Annotated in this window: 17 protein-coding genes; 8 read left to right on the top strand and 9 right to left on the bottom strand. The window is 43.8% G+C overall.

Going from position 1 to position 16,697, the window contains the following annotated elements:
* Window positions 1-285: 285 nt before the first annotated feature.
* Window positions 286-423, bottom strand: coding sequence for a hypothetical protein (locus FHS10_RS01695; RefSeq protein WP_259087045.1), 138 nt, complete (start codon window positions 421-423; stop codon window positions 286-288).
* A 152-nt stretch (window positions 424-575) separates the two neighbouring features.
* On the opposite strand from FHS10_RS01695, the gene FHS10_RS01690 reads away from it, so the two are divergent.
* From FHS10_RS01690 to FHS10_RS01660, 7 genes are all read left to right on the top strand, one after another.
* A complete protein-coding gene (locus FHS10_RS01690) occupies window positions 576-872 on the top strand; it encodes a hypothetical protein (RefSeq protein ID WP_259087044.1) in 297 nt (98 codons plus the stop codon).
* Between the two features lie 71 nt (window positions 873-943).
* On the top strand, window positions 944-2,776 hold the full coding sequence (locus FHS10_RS01685; protein WP_259087043.1) for a sodium:solute symporter family protein: 1,833 nt from the start codon (window positions 944-946) through the stop codon (window positions 2,774-2,776).
* Between the two features lie 60 nt (window positions 2,777-2,836).
* Window positions 2,837-4,024: a glycoside hydrolase family 130 protein gene (locus tag FHS10_RS01680; protein ID WP_259087189.1), complete on the top strand. Its 1,188-nt coding sequence runs from the start codon at window positions 2,837-2,839 to the stop codon at window positions 4,022-4,024.
* A 25-nt stretch (window positions 4,025-4,049) separates the two neighbouring features.
* Window positions 4,050-5,279, top strand: a complete 1,230-nt coding sequence (locus FHS10_RS01675) for an AGE family epimerase/isomerase (protein ID WP_259087041.1) — start codon at window positions 4,050-4,052, stop codon at window positions 5,277-5,279.
* 70 nt (window positions 5,280-5,349) lie between these two features.
* On the top strand, window positions 5,350-6,768 hold the full coding sequence (locus FHS10_RS01670) for a sialate O-acetylesterase (protein WP_259087039.1): 1,419 nt from the start codon (window positions 5,350-5,352) through the stop codon (window positions 6,766-6,768).
* A 13-nt stretch (window positions 6,769-6,781) separates the two neighbouring features.
* Window positions 6,782-7,957: an SGNH/GDSL hydrolase family protein gene (locus FHS10_RS01665; RefSeq protein ID WP_259087037.1), complete on the top strand. Its 1,176-nt coding sequence runs from the start codon at window positions 6,782-6,784 to the stop codon at window positions 7,955-7,957.
* A gap of 28 nt (window positions 7,958-7,985) precedes the next feature.
* Window positions 7,986-8,813 carry an alpha/beta hydrolase gene (locus tag FHS10_RS01660; protein WP_259087034.1) on the top strand — a complete coding sequence of 276 codons (828 nt, stop codon included), beginning with the start codon at window positions 7,986-7,988 and terminating at the stop codon, window positions 8,811-8,813.
* Between the two features lie 1,316 nt (window positions 8,814-10,129).
* Here the strand turns inward: FHS10_RS01660 and FHS10_RS01655 are convergent.
* From FHS10_RS01655 to FHS10_RS01635, 5 genes are all read right to left on the bottom strand, one after another.
* On the bottom strand, window positions 10,130-11,098 hold the full coding sequence (locus FHS10_RS01655) for a hypothetical protein (protein WP_259087033.1): 969 nt from the start codon (window positions 11,096-11,098) through the stop codon (window positions 10,130-10,132).
* Window positions 11,099-11,426: 328 nt separating this feature from the next.
* Window positions 11,427-12,188 carry an SDR family NAD(P)-dependent oxidoreductase gene (locus FHS10_RS01650; RefSeq protein WP_259087032.1) on the bottom strand — a complete coding sequence of 254 codons (762 nt, stop codon included), beginning with the start codon at window positions 12,186-12,188 and terminating at the stop codon, window positions 11,427-11,429.
* 286 nt (window positions 12,189-12,474) lie between these two features.
* Window positions 12,475-13,062: a Crp/Fnr family transcriptional regulator gene (locus tag FHS10_RS01645; protein WP_259087031.1), complete on the bottom strand. Its 588-nt coding sequence runs from the start codon at window positions 13,060-13,062 to the stop codon at window positions 12,475-12,477.
* Between the two features lie 221 nt (window positions 13,063-13,283).
* The gene (locus FHS10_RS01640) at window positions 13,284-13,892 is read right to left on the bottom strand and encodes an NADPH-dependent F420 reductase (protein WP_259087029.1); all 609 of its coding nucleotides are present in this window, start codon (window positions 13,890-13,892) and stop codon (window positions 13,284-13,286) included.
* Window positions 13,893-13,951: 59 nt separating this feature from the next.
* Window positions 13,952-14,704, bottom strand: coding sequence for an SDR family NAD(P)-dependent oxidoreductase (locus FHS10_RS01635; RefSeq protein ID WP_259087027.1), 753 nt, complete (start codon window positions 14,702-14,704; stop codon window positions 13,952-13,954).
* 106 nt (window positions 14,705-14,810) lie between these two features.
* On the opposite strand from FHS10_RS01635, the gene FHS10_RS01630 reads away from it, so the two are divergent.
* On the top strand, window positions 14,811-15,155 hold the full coding sequence (locus tag FHS10_RS01630) for a winged helix-turn-helix transcriptional regulator (RefSeq protein WP_259087025.1): 345 nt from the start codon (window positions 14,811-14,813) through the stop codon (window positions 15,153-15,155).
* Between the two features lie 137 nt (window positions 15,156-15,292).
* Here the strand turns inward: FHS10_RS01630 and FHS10_RS01625 are convergent, their stop codons facing one another.
* Genes FHS10_RS01625 through FHS10_RS01615 form a run of 3 tightly spaced genes read right to left on the bottom strand, consistent with a single transcriptional unit; the run spans window position 15,293 to window position 16,693 of the window.
* Entirely contained in the window at window positions 15,293-15,595 is a 303-nt protein-coding gene (locus FHS10_RS01625) for a hypothetical protein (protein WP_259087023.1), read from the bottom strand.
* A 53-nt stretch (window positions 15,596-15,648) separates the two neighbouring features.
* Entirely contained in the window at window positions 15,649-16,107 is a 459-nt protein-coding gene (locus FHS10_RS01620; RefSeq protein WP_259087022.1) for a PH domain-containing protein, read from the bottom strand.
* Window positions 16,091-16,693 (bottom strand): hypothetical protein, encoded by a 603-nt coding sequence (locus tag FHS10_RS01615; RefSeq protein WP_259087019.1) that lies wholly within the window; start codon window positions 16,691-16,693, stop codon window positions 16,091-16,093. The genes FHS10_RS01620 and FHS10_RS01615 overlap by 17 nt, the downstream gene beginning before the upstream one ends.
* Window positions 16,694-16,697 lie beyond the last annotated feature (4 nt).

Here is a 16,697-nt window from a genome sequence, read left to right as displayed (position 1 = left end):
GTCAGCGATGCCCGACCGGGCGGCAAATTGCAGCGTATGTTCCGAGACGCTGATTCAGGTTTATGCTACTACAGGTTTGCTAATTGATCTATGGTATCGGCAAATTTGGACAATGAAGGGGTCGCAAATCTTCGGAAGTACGGTCCCAAATGTTAAGATCACCCCATAATATCGTGAGTGTTTTAAAAAGACCAGGCTGATCCTCCCCCCGGGGCTGATTAATTGCGATAGCTGTTATCATTTCCCCGAGACACAAGCGATCAGGCTGTTTTTAAATCGTATTATTCAGGCTATTTCAAAACATTCAGGCCGGTTTCCCCGCGAAAAATCTTCATTATCGGTAACTGCTGATGATGCAAAATAACTGCTTGTATATTCAGTATTGCTTACCACCGGGTCATACCAGGTAAACAAATCAGCCATATTTTTTAAGCAAACGAGGACATAGTTCTTATCATTTTTGACCATTCACTTTTTTTGGGGCAGCCCGTGATCGGGATAGGATACGTGTAATGTTAAAGGAAGGCGCCCGGCTCAAATGACTGAACCAACTTAATAACCATATAATGGTCACAATGACTTTTACATCTTTTGAACAATCTTGCCAGGCTTATACCTGTAGCGCCGAATATTCCGGGCGCCTTCGTAAGGATATTGCCGGTATCTTTTCACGTATTAGGATTATCCGGCCCATCACAAAGCCGGATGAAATTCGTTTCCCGACAGGATTGCCCGAAACCTGGTCAGGTAAAATTATGCATACCCTAACGAGGATCGTGGAAAGGGATATATTACTTGATCCCGGTTACCTCCGGAAAGCTAAAAGCAAAGACTTCGTACAGTTCATCAACCTCATTATACACCAGCTTTAAAAAACGAGCTAATTTAAATCAGAAGTAGTCCGCGGTGCAGGAAACAGGTCAGCAGACTACAAACAAATAATATGCGATTACAATTTATTGATATTACCATCATCCTCTCCTACCTCATTATGATGATCGGTTTAGGTTGGTACTATAAGAACAAGTCAAGGGAAAATAAGGACAGCTACTTGATGGGCGGAAGGTCGTTGCCCTGGTATATGCTCGGATTGAGCGACGCTTCAGATATGTTCGATATCAGCGGCACGATGTGGATGGTATCCTTGTGTTTCGTTTATGGACTGAAAAGTATCTGGATACCCTGGTTATGGCCGGTGTTCAACCAGGTATTTAACATGGTATATCTGGCGAAATGGTTAAGGCGATCGAACGCTGATACAGGGGCGGGATGGCTGGCAACTAGATTTGGATTAAGCGGCCCGGGCGTAAAGGCCTCGCATAATATCGTGGTTGCATTTGCGCTGATCGGCTGCCTTGGCTTCCTCGTGTATGGATTTGTAGGTCTCGGAAAATTCATTGAGATATTTGTTCCCTGGCGATATGTACAACCCTACGTACCTGTATCCATTCCACCGCAGTATGTTGCACATTTTTATGGGATCATCTTTACCGCGTTCGCCATGTTTTATTCGATACTGGGCGGAATGCACAGTATTGTCATGGGGGACGTGATCAAGTATGCGATCATGACAGTTGGATGTATCGCTGTCGCGATCATTGCTGCCATTAATTTACAGCATCAACATATCGTCGCGCCCCCCGGCTGGTTCACCCCATTCTTCCACTGGAAACTTGACGACCTGGATTGGCGGAACATTATACCTGCTGCGAATAAAAAGATCAGTGATGACGGGTTCTCATTGTTCGGCATCTTTTTCATGATGATGTCTTTCAAAGGTATTCTGGCCAGCTTGGCTGGCCCTGCGCCAAATTACGATATGCAAAAAGTACTGTCAACTCAATCCCCTAAGGATGCGTCCAAAATGACAGGCTTCGTTTCGATCGTTCTATTGCCCATACGCTATTCACTGGTCATCGGATTGACGGTCCTGTCATTGCTATATTTCAACAAGCTGAATATCGTAACAGAGACCGGAGTCTATGATTTCGAAAGGCTGCTTCCGGGTGCGATGGATGCTTTTCTTCCCGCGGGTGTTCTGGGTATTGTCCTGACCGGTCTGCTGGGTGCGTTCATGGGCACTTTTTCCGGCACACTGAATGCGGCGCAAGCCTATATTATCAATGATATTTATCTAAAATATATCGATCCTCAGGCATCTAACCGGAAGATCATTGCAACGAACTACCTCGTGGGTATTTTAGTAGTCGCCATAGGTGTGATCCTTGGTTTCTTCGTAAAGGATGTCAACAGCATATTGCAATGGATCGTCGGTGCCTTGTACGGAGGCTATATTGCTGCGAACGTGCTCAAATGGCATTGGTGGCGATTTAATGCCGCAGGATTTTTCTGGGGGATGCTGGCTGGTATCGCGGCGGCATTGACATTTCCGTTTATCTTTCCGGATACATTACCACTATACCTTTGGCCATTGCTTTTTTTGATCTCACTCGCAGGTTCCGTGATCGGTACCTATTCTGCCCGGCCTACGGATATCAATGTTTTAAAAAACTTTTACGCAACCGTACGGCCCTGGGGCTTTTGGGCGCCGGTCAAAACACTCGTACTTATCGACAACCCTGCCTTTAAAGAAAATAAGGAGTTCGGCCGCGATATGGTAAATGTGGTGGTGGGGATCATCGCGCAACTCTGCCTCACCATATTACCTATGTACTTTATCCTGTCAATGCAAACGCCACTTGTCATCACTTTGGTCATACTGGCAATCGTAGCCTATATACTTAAACGGAACTGGTGGGACAAACTGGAAAACTAAAATCACAAAATTATGGCCATATCGACCGGCAAGGCCGGCGCTCTATTAAATCATCAATTCATGAACTCTACAACAACATTTCAACAGCGTTACACCGAATTAAAAGCTGCACAGGAAGCATTGATCACGAAGACAAATGCCCGCCAGGATGAAAGTAACGGGATATATACCAGGTATAAAAATCCAGTAATTACCCCCAGGCATGTACCTGTTGAATGGCGCTATGACCTTAACCCGGAAACCAACCCGAATCTGATGGAAAGGTTCGGGATCAATGCGACATTCAATTCAGGGGCGATCAAACTTAATGGTAAGTATCTGTTGGTGGTCCGCGTTGAGGGGGCTGACAGGAAGTCGTTCTTTGCGGTTGCAGAAAGCGATAACGGAATCGATAATTTTCGGTTCTGGGAGCGTCCATGCCTGATCCCTGAAAACGAAACACCTGACACAAATATCTACGATATGCGCCTGGTTGCCCACGAAGATGGCTGGATCTATGGCCTCTTTTGTACAGAACGCCGCGCGCCCGATGCTCCGGAAGGTGATCAAAGCTCGGCTGTAGCACAATGTGGTATCGTAAGGACCAAGGACCTGGTTACCTGGGATCGTTTGCCAGATCTCAAAACCCCCTCTCCGCAGCAACGGAATGTTGTCTTGCATCCGGAGTTCGTTGACGGGAGATACGGTTTTTATACCAGACCACAGGACAGTTTTATAGAAGCCGGAAAAGGCGGAGGTATTGGTTTCGGTTTGAGCAGTTCGATGGAAAATGCCATGATAGCTGAAGAACTGGTGATCGACCGGAAGCAATATCATACGGTATATGAAGCAAAGAATGGTCTGGGCCCCGCGCCGATAAAAACAGGATTCGGCTGGCTTCACCTCGCCCACGGCGTACGGAACACTGCGGCAGGTCTCCGTTATGTGCTCTATATGTTCCTAACCGATCTCAATGACATTACGAAAGTAATCCATAAGCCTAACGGTTACTTTATCGCGCCCGAGGGTGAAGAACGTGTTGGTGATGTCTCTAATGTAGTGTTCAGCAACGGGTGGATCAAAAATGAGGACGGATCGGTTCTCATCTATTATGCATCTTCTGACACCAGGCAGCACGTGGCTTTGAGTTCAGTAGATTGCTTACTGGACTATGTGATGAATACACCGGAAGACCAGCTCAGGTCTGCCGGATCTGTCCAGTCGATCTGTCATATCATCGACGCGAACAAACTGGTATTAGTCCAATAAATCTGCCCATATAAACCAAGGTAAAATGATCAGCAATTCAGCAATAACATTCGCAGCCGCTTTAACAAACTATAAGCATGAAGTGTCTCAGGCCTTAGATGATATACTTGATTTCTGGATGTCGGAAACCTGTGATTCCGTACACGGCGGATTTATCGGCCGGATCGATGGTAACAATGAACACGATGCGACAGCGCCGAAAGGCGCGGTATTGAATGCCAGGATACTGTGGACATTTTCCGCCGCTTATAAACTGCGACGAGATCCCAGGTATCATCAAACTGCCAAACGCGCCTATGATTATATGCTGCTGCGTTTTATCGACCAGGAGTATGGTGGTGTTTATTGGACCGTCGATGTGAACGGTGTTCCCCTTGATATGAAAAAGCAGGTTTATGCTATTGCATTTACCATTTATGGTTTAAGTGAGTACCATCAGGCATTTGATGAGCCCCGGGCACTGGAACTTTCAAAACAGCTTTATCACTTACTGATCGAGCGGACTTTCGACAGAGGCAGACTTGGTTATTTCGAAGCCTATCAGCGCGACTGGAAGGAGTTGAATGATCTCCGTTTGAGTCCGAAGGATGCGAACGAGAAGAAAACAATGAATACCCACCTCCATGTCCTGGAGGCCTATGCCACCCTTTATATCAGCTGGCCCAACGAAGAACTGCGTCAGCAGATACGGCTGTTGCTGGAAATTTTCCGCGATCATATCATCAGCCCTGAATCAGGCCACCTCATTTTGTTCTTCGATGAAAATTGGGTCGCGAAATCAGATACAGTTTCTTATGGACATGATATTGAAGCGGCCTGGCTGTTGCTGGAAGCCGCAGAGATCATTCAAGATGAGCAATTGATCCCTGAGTTTGAGATGATAGCACAGCGGCTGGCACGGGCGGCGGCTGAAGGCCTGGCCGGGGATGGAAGCCTGAGCTACGAGTTTGAACCTTCAAAGCATGAGTTGATCAGTGAGCGGCATTGGTGGGTACAGGCCGAGGCAATGGTCGGATTCTTTAATGCGTATCAGTTGAGCGGAGAACCCGGGGACCTCTCCCTTTCCCTGAAGTCCTGGGAATATACCAAAGCTCATATCATCGATAAGGAACGCGGTGAATGGTTTTGGGGGGCACTGGAGGACGGATGCATTATGCCCGGCGAGGATAAGGTAGGGATCTGGAAATGTCCTTATCATAACAGCCGCGCCTGTCTGGAGATCATAAAAAGGGTTCAAAACTTGTTGAATAGTTAAGGTTCTTTTTTAATCATTGACAAACAAATGGAATAAAATGAAAAGAGGAGCAACTTTAAAACTAAATTTTATGAGAAAACCTCATAATACTTTGCGGATCTCGCTGACAATACTCCTTGTCCTCATAAGCAGGCTGGCCATGGCCGACATTTCCTTACCTTCTGTGCTGTCAGACGGAATGGTACTCCGGCAAAGGTCTGCCGTTAGGATCTGGGGCTGGGGCAATCCAACGGAAAAGGTGAATATCCAGCCTTCCTGGGAAACTGCCAAAGATACAGCTGTTGTAAAGGGTAACGGTAAATGGTCATTTACGATACATACGCCCGCGGCAGGCGGCCCGTATACGATCAGGATCGACGGGAGGAATACGATCATACTGAAAGACATTCTTATTGGAGAAGTATGGATCTGCAGCGGCCAAAGCAATATGGACATGTCCATGAACTGGGGGTTAAAATATGATGATGACATCCCCAAAACCGACAATGATTCTGTCCGGCTCCTGCAGGTGCCCAAACTGACCGCTTCCTTTCCTGCCGAAAGTATCAATGCCAAATGGGAAAAAGCTACGCCAAAGGTGATCAGATCCTTCAGTGCCGTGGGATACTTTTTTGCCGTCAGATTACAGAAACAATTACACGTACCTGTTGGCATCATCAATGCCAGTTGGGGCGGATCCGCCGGCGAACCATTTTTGCCGGGGGAAGCGATCAGAACCGACACTGCATTGAACAATGCAGCAAACAAACTCCGCCCTAATAAATATGCATCAACAGAACCGGGCGAGGTCTTCAACGCCATGATCTATCCCCTTAAGGATCTACCAGTCACCGGTATCCTTTGGTACCAGGGTGAGGCGAATGTCGGACAGCATACCTATAAAAGGTTGCTCACAACACTCATCAGGTCCTGGCGGGAACTGTGGAATGAGGACATGCCTTTTTATTATGTCCAGATCGCGCCGTGGTCAGGCTATGGAAAAAAATTGTCCGGCGCATTGATCCGGGAAGATCAATCGAAAGTGCTGTCGGTACAAAAAACGGGAATGGTACTCACTATGGACCTGGTAGACGACATCACGGATCTCCACCCAAAAAGAAAAAAAGAGGTAGGTTTGAGATTAGGCGACCTTGCTTTAGGAGACCATTACGGGATCAGGGGACTGACTTACATGGTCCCGCAATATGACAGTTTCAGAATAGACGGCAACAAAATGACCTTGTCATTTAAGCATACGGAAAATGGGTTAAGCAGCCAGGAGAAAAATATTCGGGGCTTCTATATTTCCGGAAAAGATAAAACATTTGTTCCCGCGAATGCGGAGATCAAAGGGAATAGCGTCGTCGTGTGGAATGATGATATTAAGCACCCAAAAGCGGTGCGATATGCTTTTTCAGGAGATGCAACGGCGACGCTTTTCAGTAAAAAGGGCCTGCCGGTGAACCTGTTCAGGACCGACGACTGGCCGATTGATACCATTAAACAATAACCAATATATGAGAATGAAATATTTACAGAGCCGATCTTTAAATCGCAAATCGTTGCGGCTTGCGTCGACACTCGGCATACTAACCACTTCACTACTGTTCAATGCTTGTTTTTTAAATAAAAAACAAGCGTCAGGACCGGCAACGCCGTTACCACACCAAAGATCGGCTGAACTTGGACCGAAAGCTTTACAGCCCGTCGGTAGAACACGTCTTGGAGATGACGGCCTGGAATTGATCTCAACTGCCGCCCACTTTTCGGTTCAGTTCACAGGCAGCACCTGTAAAGCCACTTTTGCTTTGGCCAAAAATGTTGGTGTCGGCTATATTCAGTACGAATTGGATGGCAGGTATGGAGAACGTATAAAAGTCGAAAAAGGTGCAGCCAAAGAAGTCGATATCACAGCCGTGTCCGAAGGCAGACATACATTGACCATTTATAAAACTACTGAAGCGACCACAGGCGGGATACTGGTATTGAAAATACAGGCGCCGGATGTACAATCGTTCATGCCGAGGCGGAAATCATTCATTGAGTTTATCGGCAACAGCATCACTTGCGGGGCTGCATCAGACGTTTCAGAAGGTCCTTGTGGTACCGGAGTCTATGGTGATCATCATAATTCCTATTTTGCGTACGGTCCGCGGGTGGCGAGAGCCTTGAACTGCGAGTTTATCGTCAATAGTGTGAGCGGTATCGGCTGTTACCGCAACTGGAATTCTGATGGACCGACCATGCCGCAGGTGTATGATAGATTGACATTAAATATAAACGAAAGAACACCCTGGGATTTTTCATCAGTCAAGCCTGACGTTATCAGCATTGCACTTGGGACTAACGACCTGAGTAACGGTGATGGGAAAGTGCCACGCGGCGCGTTTGATAACGATAAATTCGTTGAAACCTACATCAATTTTATATCCCGATTAAAGCAGATGCATCCCGGGGTAAAGATCGCCTTATTAAACAGCCCAATGATGAAAGGTGAGAAGAAGCAAACACTGGAAACTTGTTTATCAAGAGTAAAGGCTGGCGTAGACCAGAAGTTTCCGAATGATAAACCTGTTGCGCTGATCTATTTCCATAACATCATTACGCCGCGCGGATGTACCGGTCACCCGAGCATTGAGGACCATGAGATCATGGCCAAAGATGTTACCTCGGACTATAAAAAATTGCTATCTCTTTAATTGCACTGACTATTCAAACCTCAAAAAAATGAAAAGATCTATATTATTCCTTCTTATCCTGATCAGCTTTTCTCACGCTAAAGCACAGGAAGGATACATTACAAAAAAAAATATCTTGTATTATCCGGATTCAGCTTCTCAGGATGCTTACACGAAAGAGCGGTGTCGGCTTGATATTTACTATCCGAAGGCCGCAAAAAATGCAGGAACAGTAATCTGGTTTCATGGTGGTGGCATTATCCAGGGTGAAAAGCAACTTCCTTCAGCGCTTATGAACAAAGGGTATATCGTAGTTGGTGTCGGCTACCGGTTATCTCCAAAGGTGAAATCACCCGCCTATGTTGAAGATGCAGCAGCAGCAATTGCCTGGGTATTTAAGCATGTGAAGGAATACGGCGGAAGTAATAAGCTGATCTTTCTATCCGGACACTCCGCTGGAGGATACTTGGTACTGATGTGCACATTAGATAAACAGTACCTGGCGAAATACAATATCGACGCAAATGACATTGCTGAAACCTTGCCATTTAGCGGGCAAGCCATCACGCATTTCACCATTAGACAGGAGCGCGGCATGAAAAATACACAACCTGTAATTGATGAAATGGCACCGCTTTATTGGGTAAGAAAAGATGCACCGCCGCTTTTATTGATGACCGGTGATAGGGAAATGGAATTATTGGGACGTTATGAGGAAAATGCTTACCTGGCTCGTATGATGAAACTTGCCGGCCATAAAAGAACAACACTGTATGAGTTTCAAGGCTTTGACCACGGAACTATGTCTGCACCTGGTTTCCCCATTTTACTTAAAGAGATGAAACGAAGAATCGAGGAGATTAATAACGGTAATTGATTATAGCGGCAGCAAGGGATCAGAAATAATAATAAGTGTTTTAATATAGGCATGAAGATATTTGATCGATTGCCAATCTGGAATTTGAACCGAAACACTAAATAAAATTGACGAACAGGGGTCAATCAGATGTGCTTTATCTTCATAAATAAAACCGTTACTTTTGTTTATATAACTCCTTTTTTGGAGGATGCAATAGCATTTCCACGGGTATGTCGGTTTATATAATGGCTGCGTCATGAGCGATGATAAAATCCCGGCTGTCTTTAATATTTCTGAGATTAACACGGTATCATCATCATGCCCGGCCTTAACGTCGGGCATGATGAATTAATATAGCGACCGTCCAAATCACAAAGACTACAAAGTGACTATACCAAAAAACAAAGGATTAAAATTAAAAGATGAATATGCCCATTGTAGAAGAGAAAAGCGGATAATAGGGACATCAGATTGTTTAAATCTAAAATTATAAAACAATTTCGATAACGCTTCCCCTATACGAGTCATAAGTAGGCGTATACAAGATATAGCCAAGTTCCATTAACTGACAGATACATTTATGATAGGTCGTTATGCTGCCAAAATGAGCTCTTGCCATAAGTAGTTTTCGAGAAATCTTTACTTGTTTTTGAAAGCCGCTTTGCTCCCACAAGTTTAACATACTGGTATATAAACTAATGTGCCATACCGTTACCCGCGGATCATCGGCTATTTTTAAGTATAGCCGTGAGAGTGTTGATGCTTCTGGTAACATAGACTATCAGGATTTACCACTGATCATATTTTCAATATCAGTAAGTCTGTAAAAATGAATCCCTCCTACTTTCTGAGATTTTAACTTGCCGCTGATCCGTAAATTTTGGAGCGTTCCAGTGGAGATTTTAAGCATTCGACGCACATCGCTACACCTGAGCCAGGTCTTATTATCTTCGATTTTTTCGGAAAGCAAAAGTTTGATATCATTAAGTAAGAGCCTGCGAAATACTTCCAGGTCCTCTTTGGTAATAAGCTCGATAGCCATAGAAATGCATCATGAAAAAAGAATTCGAAACGAACCTATCTTATAGAGATTCGCACATAATAACCAACAGGGTGCTCCGAGCGGAACTATCCTATTGGTTTGTAGTGGCTAACCAACGATACTTTTGGTAAGTATGTATTTTCAGCCAGTAATCCAACATGTTATAATAACAGGTGATATATAAAGGAGCATAGGACGTTTTGAGGATTAGTATATTCGGCAACCTGTTAGTGTTTCGAATTAGAAAAGTACCACAGCCTAGTCTGAGTTAAAACAGGGGCAATCCTGAGTATTACACTAAGTTGTGCCTTCCCCATCCACCAGGTATGGAATGATCGCAAATTTCGCAACCATCATAAAGGCAATTAATTAAATCTTGGTCAACATTCAATTCGATGGAATGATAAGTCATACTGCCGTCTATGCGGCTTTGTAAGGAATGCAAGAGGTCGATTCGATCGTCATTAACATAAAAACTGCCCTGTAAAGAATCACAATACGGACAGGATGCAGCAAAATAACTTGTTTGAATGGTGTGACTGAATTTGACGTTGACGGGTGTAATTGCTGTATCGTTTTTTCTAAGGAGCCCGACGAAATTGCGGATCAATTCCGCATGATCGCCTTTAATTTGGTTCAACGATAGCAGGCCATTATAATATCGCCATTCTGTGCTATCCCAATTGTCTAATTGCCTGTCGGGAAAAACAATACCGGTTACCGTTTTGATCTCCTGTTTGCATTTCCAGCAATGATCACGCATAATTTCAAGGTTCAACTGTTGAAATCCTTCTTTAGGCCCCATGTAACTGAGGGTACCATCCCAAAAGCTTGCGAAACCCAGGTGCAAACTTTCATAATTACTGCCGTCAAACGTTGTCTGATTTTTTTTATCTCTATAACAGGTCATCCAAATAAAATGCGGACTGTGCACTTGTAGATTTTCGGAAATAAAAACCCCGGTGTTACCTAATTGCTTGACGGCAGCTTCTTCATTAATAACAATCAACAGACAACTTTTGGATAATATATAGTCTCTTAGCTTGAGCAATGCGTTTTCTTGCACTGAGTCCAGATTTAAAGAAAAGGGTAAAATTAAGATGTTGACCAGTTTTTGTTCGCCTCTAATATTAGCCAAAAAAGCATGGCTTATTTTACAAGGCTCATCGCCCAGGAGTTTGTCTGCAGAAATCCGTTGCCAATTGGCGGGCAGCGATCTCTGCAGCTCATTTTCTACAAAAAGATAAAATTCACCTGTCATAAGTTAGGCATTTAATGAAACGGATGTTTTAGCCTTCAAAAGTAAGTAAAAAGGAAAGTCCCTAAACACTCGCTGCAAGGGACTTTCAACCTAAGTATTATGATTTAGAAAAACGCCCAGGCTTATAAAAATGTGTTTCGTTGATAATCAAGAAGGTTTATTATGAAAAAGCAAGCACTAGCAGATGGAAACATTATGTATCAATTAGACAGAGCCTGTGGCCTTGATATGTATAAGGACAAGATAGTAGACTTTATCTAATGAAAAGGTGACACCACCATCAACCAATAATTCTGTCATTGCCTTTCATTTTTTTGAGTTTATGAATTTAAAAACCATACATACCACCCGAAACGGAAATTTGCTCGCCCGTAATCCAGGCTGCATCATCGGATGCAAGGAAAACGGCAGCTTTCGCAATGTCTTCGGGCTGGCCTCTACGTCCAAGTGGTGTTTTCTCGACAAACATCTTTTCATACTCACTCCCGGCGGTAACGCCCGCGCTGGCCGCGCCTTCTGTTGCTGTAGCGCCTGGCAAAATAGAATTGATACGAACGTTTTTAATACCCAACTCCTTCGATAGAGCTATTGTGAAGGCATCCAATGCCGCTTTAGTTGATGAGTACAATGAGGCATTTTGAAGAGGGTATTTACTTGCGCCCGAACTGATATTGATAATGTTTCCACCCTTATCGCCGAAAAGTTTCAAAGCTGACTGGATGGTCAATATTGGCCCTAACACATTCACGTTGAAACTTTGGTGGAAATCTTCTACCGAAATTTGTTCAATGGGCGCATATCCCTGAGATACCGCGTTATTTACTAAAATATCCAACGTGCCGAAAGCATGCTCAGTTTCTTTAAACAACCTGGTTACATCGGCTTCTTTAGATACATCGGCCTGTACCGCAATGGCTATGCCTCCATTATCGGTTATCTCCTTAACTACTTTATCCGCACCTTCTTTGCTTGAGGCATAGTTTACAACCACCTTCGCGCCTGCTGCCGCGAAGTGTTTGGCAATAGATGCGCCTATTCCTTTTGAAGCACCGGTAACTACCGCTACTTTATTTTTTAATTTACTCATCATTTTTATATGTTAATATATTCAAATTCATCCCGGTTTTTCCGTTCTGAATCATACCCAAAGATGCTATGTTGTAACGAACTGCGGATTGACATGAATCATTAAATACGCTTGATATAGGTCAATTCAAAGTGATGACCTATATCACATTAACCTGATAAGCAATTGTAAAATAGCAACTTAGGGTAGGGATGAAACGCCAAAGCAGCAGAAAGCCGGACCGGTTACAACGGCGTATATTCCATTGTTAACCGCTTTTTTGCATCCGGGAAGATATATTGATGGGGTTCTATTTAGAGGAGTTTTTCTTCAGCCTGCTCAAAGTTTCCGGGGATAAACCCAGGTAAGAAGCGATCATGTTTTGCGGGAACCGCTGTAGAAATTGCGGATAATTGCTGATCAAATCCTCGTAACGTTCTTCAGCCGTATAGCTCATTGCGGTCTGCATTCTTTTCTGGGTTGCAATGGTGTTATTTTGACTGATTACGTTCGCCATCGCTGAAAAGGCAGGTATATCCTTCAAAAATTCCTCAATTTGAGCATTGGTTGATTGCAGAACCTCCAGGTTCTCAAGCGCTTCAATATTAAAGCGACTTGGAGTTAACTTGTAAAAGCTTTCAAAATCGGCCAGCCACCAGTTTTCCAAAGATAATTTCAGGATATGTTCATGCCCTTTGTCATCTACGGTATAGGTCCTGGCAGATCCTTTTACAATAAACCCGATATATTTGCATACGTCTCCTTCCTGTAAAAAGTATTGCCGTTTTCGAAATTTTTTGGGTTTGAAATGTGCCATCAACAATTGCTCATCATCCTCTGAAAGCGGTTTGCCTGATATTTCCTGAATGTAATCGAAAAACGCTTCAAAATTAGACATCGTTCAAGTATATAATTATTCGCAATTTACTCAAGCTGCCTGATAAAAGGCTAAAAAACTAACGGATGTGGAATTTGCTGCAAGTTCATGCTCAGCAAAAAATCCCTGCTTCCTGAAGAGGCGGGGATTTAAAAGAAACTTATAATCAAACTATGGCTCCCTTTGTTTACGAGGCAGGATCGCATCAAAATTTGCGATCATGATTCATCAACCGAACTTGATTAAGTCCTGAAAGATGAGTTCCCCCAGGTATTTCCGTGCGCCTGTACAAGCAGCCCACCTTCCGAAAGTCCGCCAAGTTTGACCGGCGCGAAACCGAGGTCTTCAGCAACCTTACCGATTTCTGCTGCTGCGCCGTCATCGTCGCTTGCCAGGAACACAACTCTCCTGCCACCATGTACGGCCGGGTCCCGGTCAAGAATGGCAGCACCTAAATGGTTGAAGCCTTTAACCAGTTTTCCACCGGTGAAGGCCTCCGCCACTAACTTACCAGAAGGCAGTCCGCCCAGTTTTTCAGGGGGCACACCATAGGCATTGGTCACATCTACGATGGTTTTGCCCTGCCAGTTGGGCAGCACCTTCGCAACATCCGGGTGCGATTCAAAATGCACAGCCAAAAAGATGACGTCCGCCTTGACGGCTTCCGCCAGTGTTGTGGGAATGATTTTGGGGCCTATTGCGGCCGCATCGGATGCAAAGCTTTCCGGGTCGCGCGTGGTGGCAACGGATACTTCGATGCCTTTGCGGGCAAACGCCCTGGTCAGGGCCTGGCCGATCTTGCCGAAGCCGATAATTGCGTAGCTCGCTGCTTTGTTTTCTGATTTACTCATTTTGATTTTTTTTAATTATTTAATGGCAGGTTTACAAACCCGCGCCGGTGTGAGGTCAATTATTTAGCTAAATAGGTCATGCCGCCATCAACGAGGAGTTCGGCACCAAGCATAAACGAAGAATCGTCAGAGGCCAGGAAAATCGCTGTTTTACCAATGTCGGCTGGTTGCCCAATCCTGCCTATCGGCATTTGATCTGCAAAGTGCTTTTTTACCGCTTCCATTTGTTCTGCGGGAACAAACTTGTCAAATGCGGGTGTATCTGTTGTGCCTGGTGTGATCACATTTGCCCTGATCTTTCTATCTAAAAGGTCGCTTGAAAACCCTTTGGCTAAATAGATAACGGCGGCTTTTGCAGCACCATAAAGCGTAAAATTCGCATATGCCCGATGTGCAGCATTTGAGCCGATCAAAATAACAGAACCACCATCATTCATATGAGGTAGTGCTTTTTGAACCGTGAAATAAACGCTTTTCAGGTTCAGGTCAATGGCCTGGTCAAACGCGGCTTCGTCAAAAGTTGCCACAGTTCCTACTGCTCCGGCACCCGCATTGGCTACAACCACGTCTATTTTACCAAATTTTTCAGATGTCTCTCTAAACACCCTTTCCAGGTCGGCAACATTGGTTACATCAGCATTTATGGCTATAAAATTTTCTCCAAGTTGAGCCGCAGCACTCTCTAATGTATTTTGATTTCTGCCGACAATAACTCCTTTAGCGCCTTCATTTTTAAACGCTTCAGCAATACCAAACCCGATACCGCTATTGCCGCCTGTGATCACGGCAACCTTATTTTTTAATTTACTCATAATTTCTTTTTTAAATCTGTTCCACAAAGGTAGCCTCAATAGTTTATATTTGTAACCATTATAGTTTATTCTGGTTACTATTAGGTAACTACAAATTTTTTAAAATATGAGAGACGAGAGATTTTGCAATTCGAATTGCCCGTTTACGAGAGCTATTGGCACTATTGGTAATAAATGGAAGCCGATAATTATAAATGTAATTGGCACCCGTACCATTCGTTTTGGTCAGCTGGATTCCATAATACCACTCATTTCAAGGAAAGTACTAACCGAACAACTAAAAGAGTTGGAAGAAGATGGGCTATTGGAAAGATTGGCCTATAAGGAATTACCGCCAAGGGTAGAATATAAATTGTCTGAAAAAGGCTTAGCGTTTTTGCCGATTCTAGAAAACATAAAAGAATGGAATTTAAAATATGAAGTGGCTTCAATGCCCCAAGAGATTGATTAGAAAATAGTGCAATTATGCCCACAGTTTAAAATCGAAACTTAACAACGTACATTTTTTATTTTTAGAGGAACCCTATTACAATTGTGGGCAGATAACCCAATTTAAGATGATGCAAATTAATAATTAATGTTTAATTGTCAATAATGACGGTTAAACGAAGAATTGCGCATATATTCATTAAACCTGCGTTGATACTCCCTTTCTTCATTGAGCCTGCGGTTAATAACTGAACATCTCCAAAAACATAATGCCCAGGCTAAAAAAGCTACAGACAAACAAGTAAATGTTTCCTTTTGCCGTTCGGTAATAAATTCCTTGTTTTGCTTTGTTGCCTTGCCAATCGCTACAGATGGTTTAGTTTGCTTCCCTCCCAATGCTCCAAAGAAAGCAAAAGTGGAAATTAGACAGGCGAGCAAAATATTTCTGACTATAGCTTTCATATTGATTTCTATCTATAAAATTACTAATTTAATTAGTACACACCAAGCGGTTTTTAATTTAACTCATAGATATTGTTGTGGCGGCGAGCCTCCTGCACCCTATCGCGAATAATATCAACGATATCAGATTCCGGAATACCCTGTAGATAAATGACCTGATTGGATTGATCCGTGCTTATCAGTGTCAGGTTCATCAATTTGAATAACTGCAATACGAAAGATTGAGTAATAATGAAATCTTTCACCCTGAACATCTCTGTTTGATCGATTTGTTTAAAGAAAATTCCGCGGGTTATACGGATATATTCTGCGGTAATTAAGTACCGGAAACTGCGGATATAAAGTATGCGGTACCATACGGCACCGCATACAACGAGGCTAAATAAAATGAAGTATGGCGACAACCACCATGCCAGTAAAAGAAAAGTGAGGGCCAGTAAAATCAGGGGCAGGACTTTAAAAAAGGTAAACACTACCGCTGGCTTTAATACAATATCATCGTTCTGCGTCATATTTCAATTGATCTAAAAATGTTAATGATAGGATTGGCTTACGGGTGCGGATGCGGTCGCGGATATGGAAGGCTTGTTTATAGCGATTCAGGCTAATCTCTCCGTATTTAAAAATAACGAGCTTACCTTTATGATCTATAATTAGCTGATGGCTCTGGCCGGTATGATAAATATGAATCGGCGTATTCCGGATGCCGGCCGCCACTTTGATATCGGTCAGGTGGCCTAACTCATCTTTACCGAACAGCAATGTAAATCTTCGCTTAGGAAATGTTTTCCTTAACCAGTCTACCTGCCCCTGCTGTAATTGGTTACCGATGGCGACAAACGACAATTGTTGCAGGTTAGCATAACGTGCACGGTTGATCGCGATAAAGGCCATGGCTTCCATTGCCGAATAGGACACAATGACCTCATTCGCAGTTTCATTTCCGGCTACCCACAGATTGGGGGTTGTCGGGATTTTGTGAAAACCTGATCCATAATGTTCCTGCTGACCGCCATAATCAAATAAAAGGTCCCCGGTGGCACAAAAAAAGGCCTGGATTTCTACAGAAACTCCAAGCCTTGTTAAGAGGGCGTTCATCGCC

This window comes from Mucilaginibacter dorajii, assembly GCF_024808255.1.
Taxonomy (GTDB): domain Bacteria; phylum Bacteroidota; class Bacteroidia; order Sphingobacteriales; family Sphingobacteriaceae; genus Mucilaginibacter; species Mucilaginibacter dorajii.
This window is presented reverse-complemented; position numbering and strand designations above follow the sequence as displayed.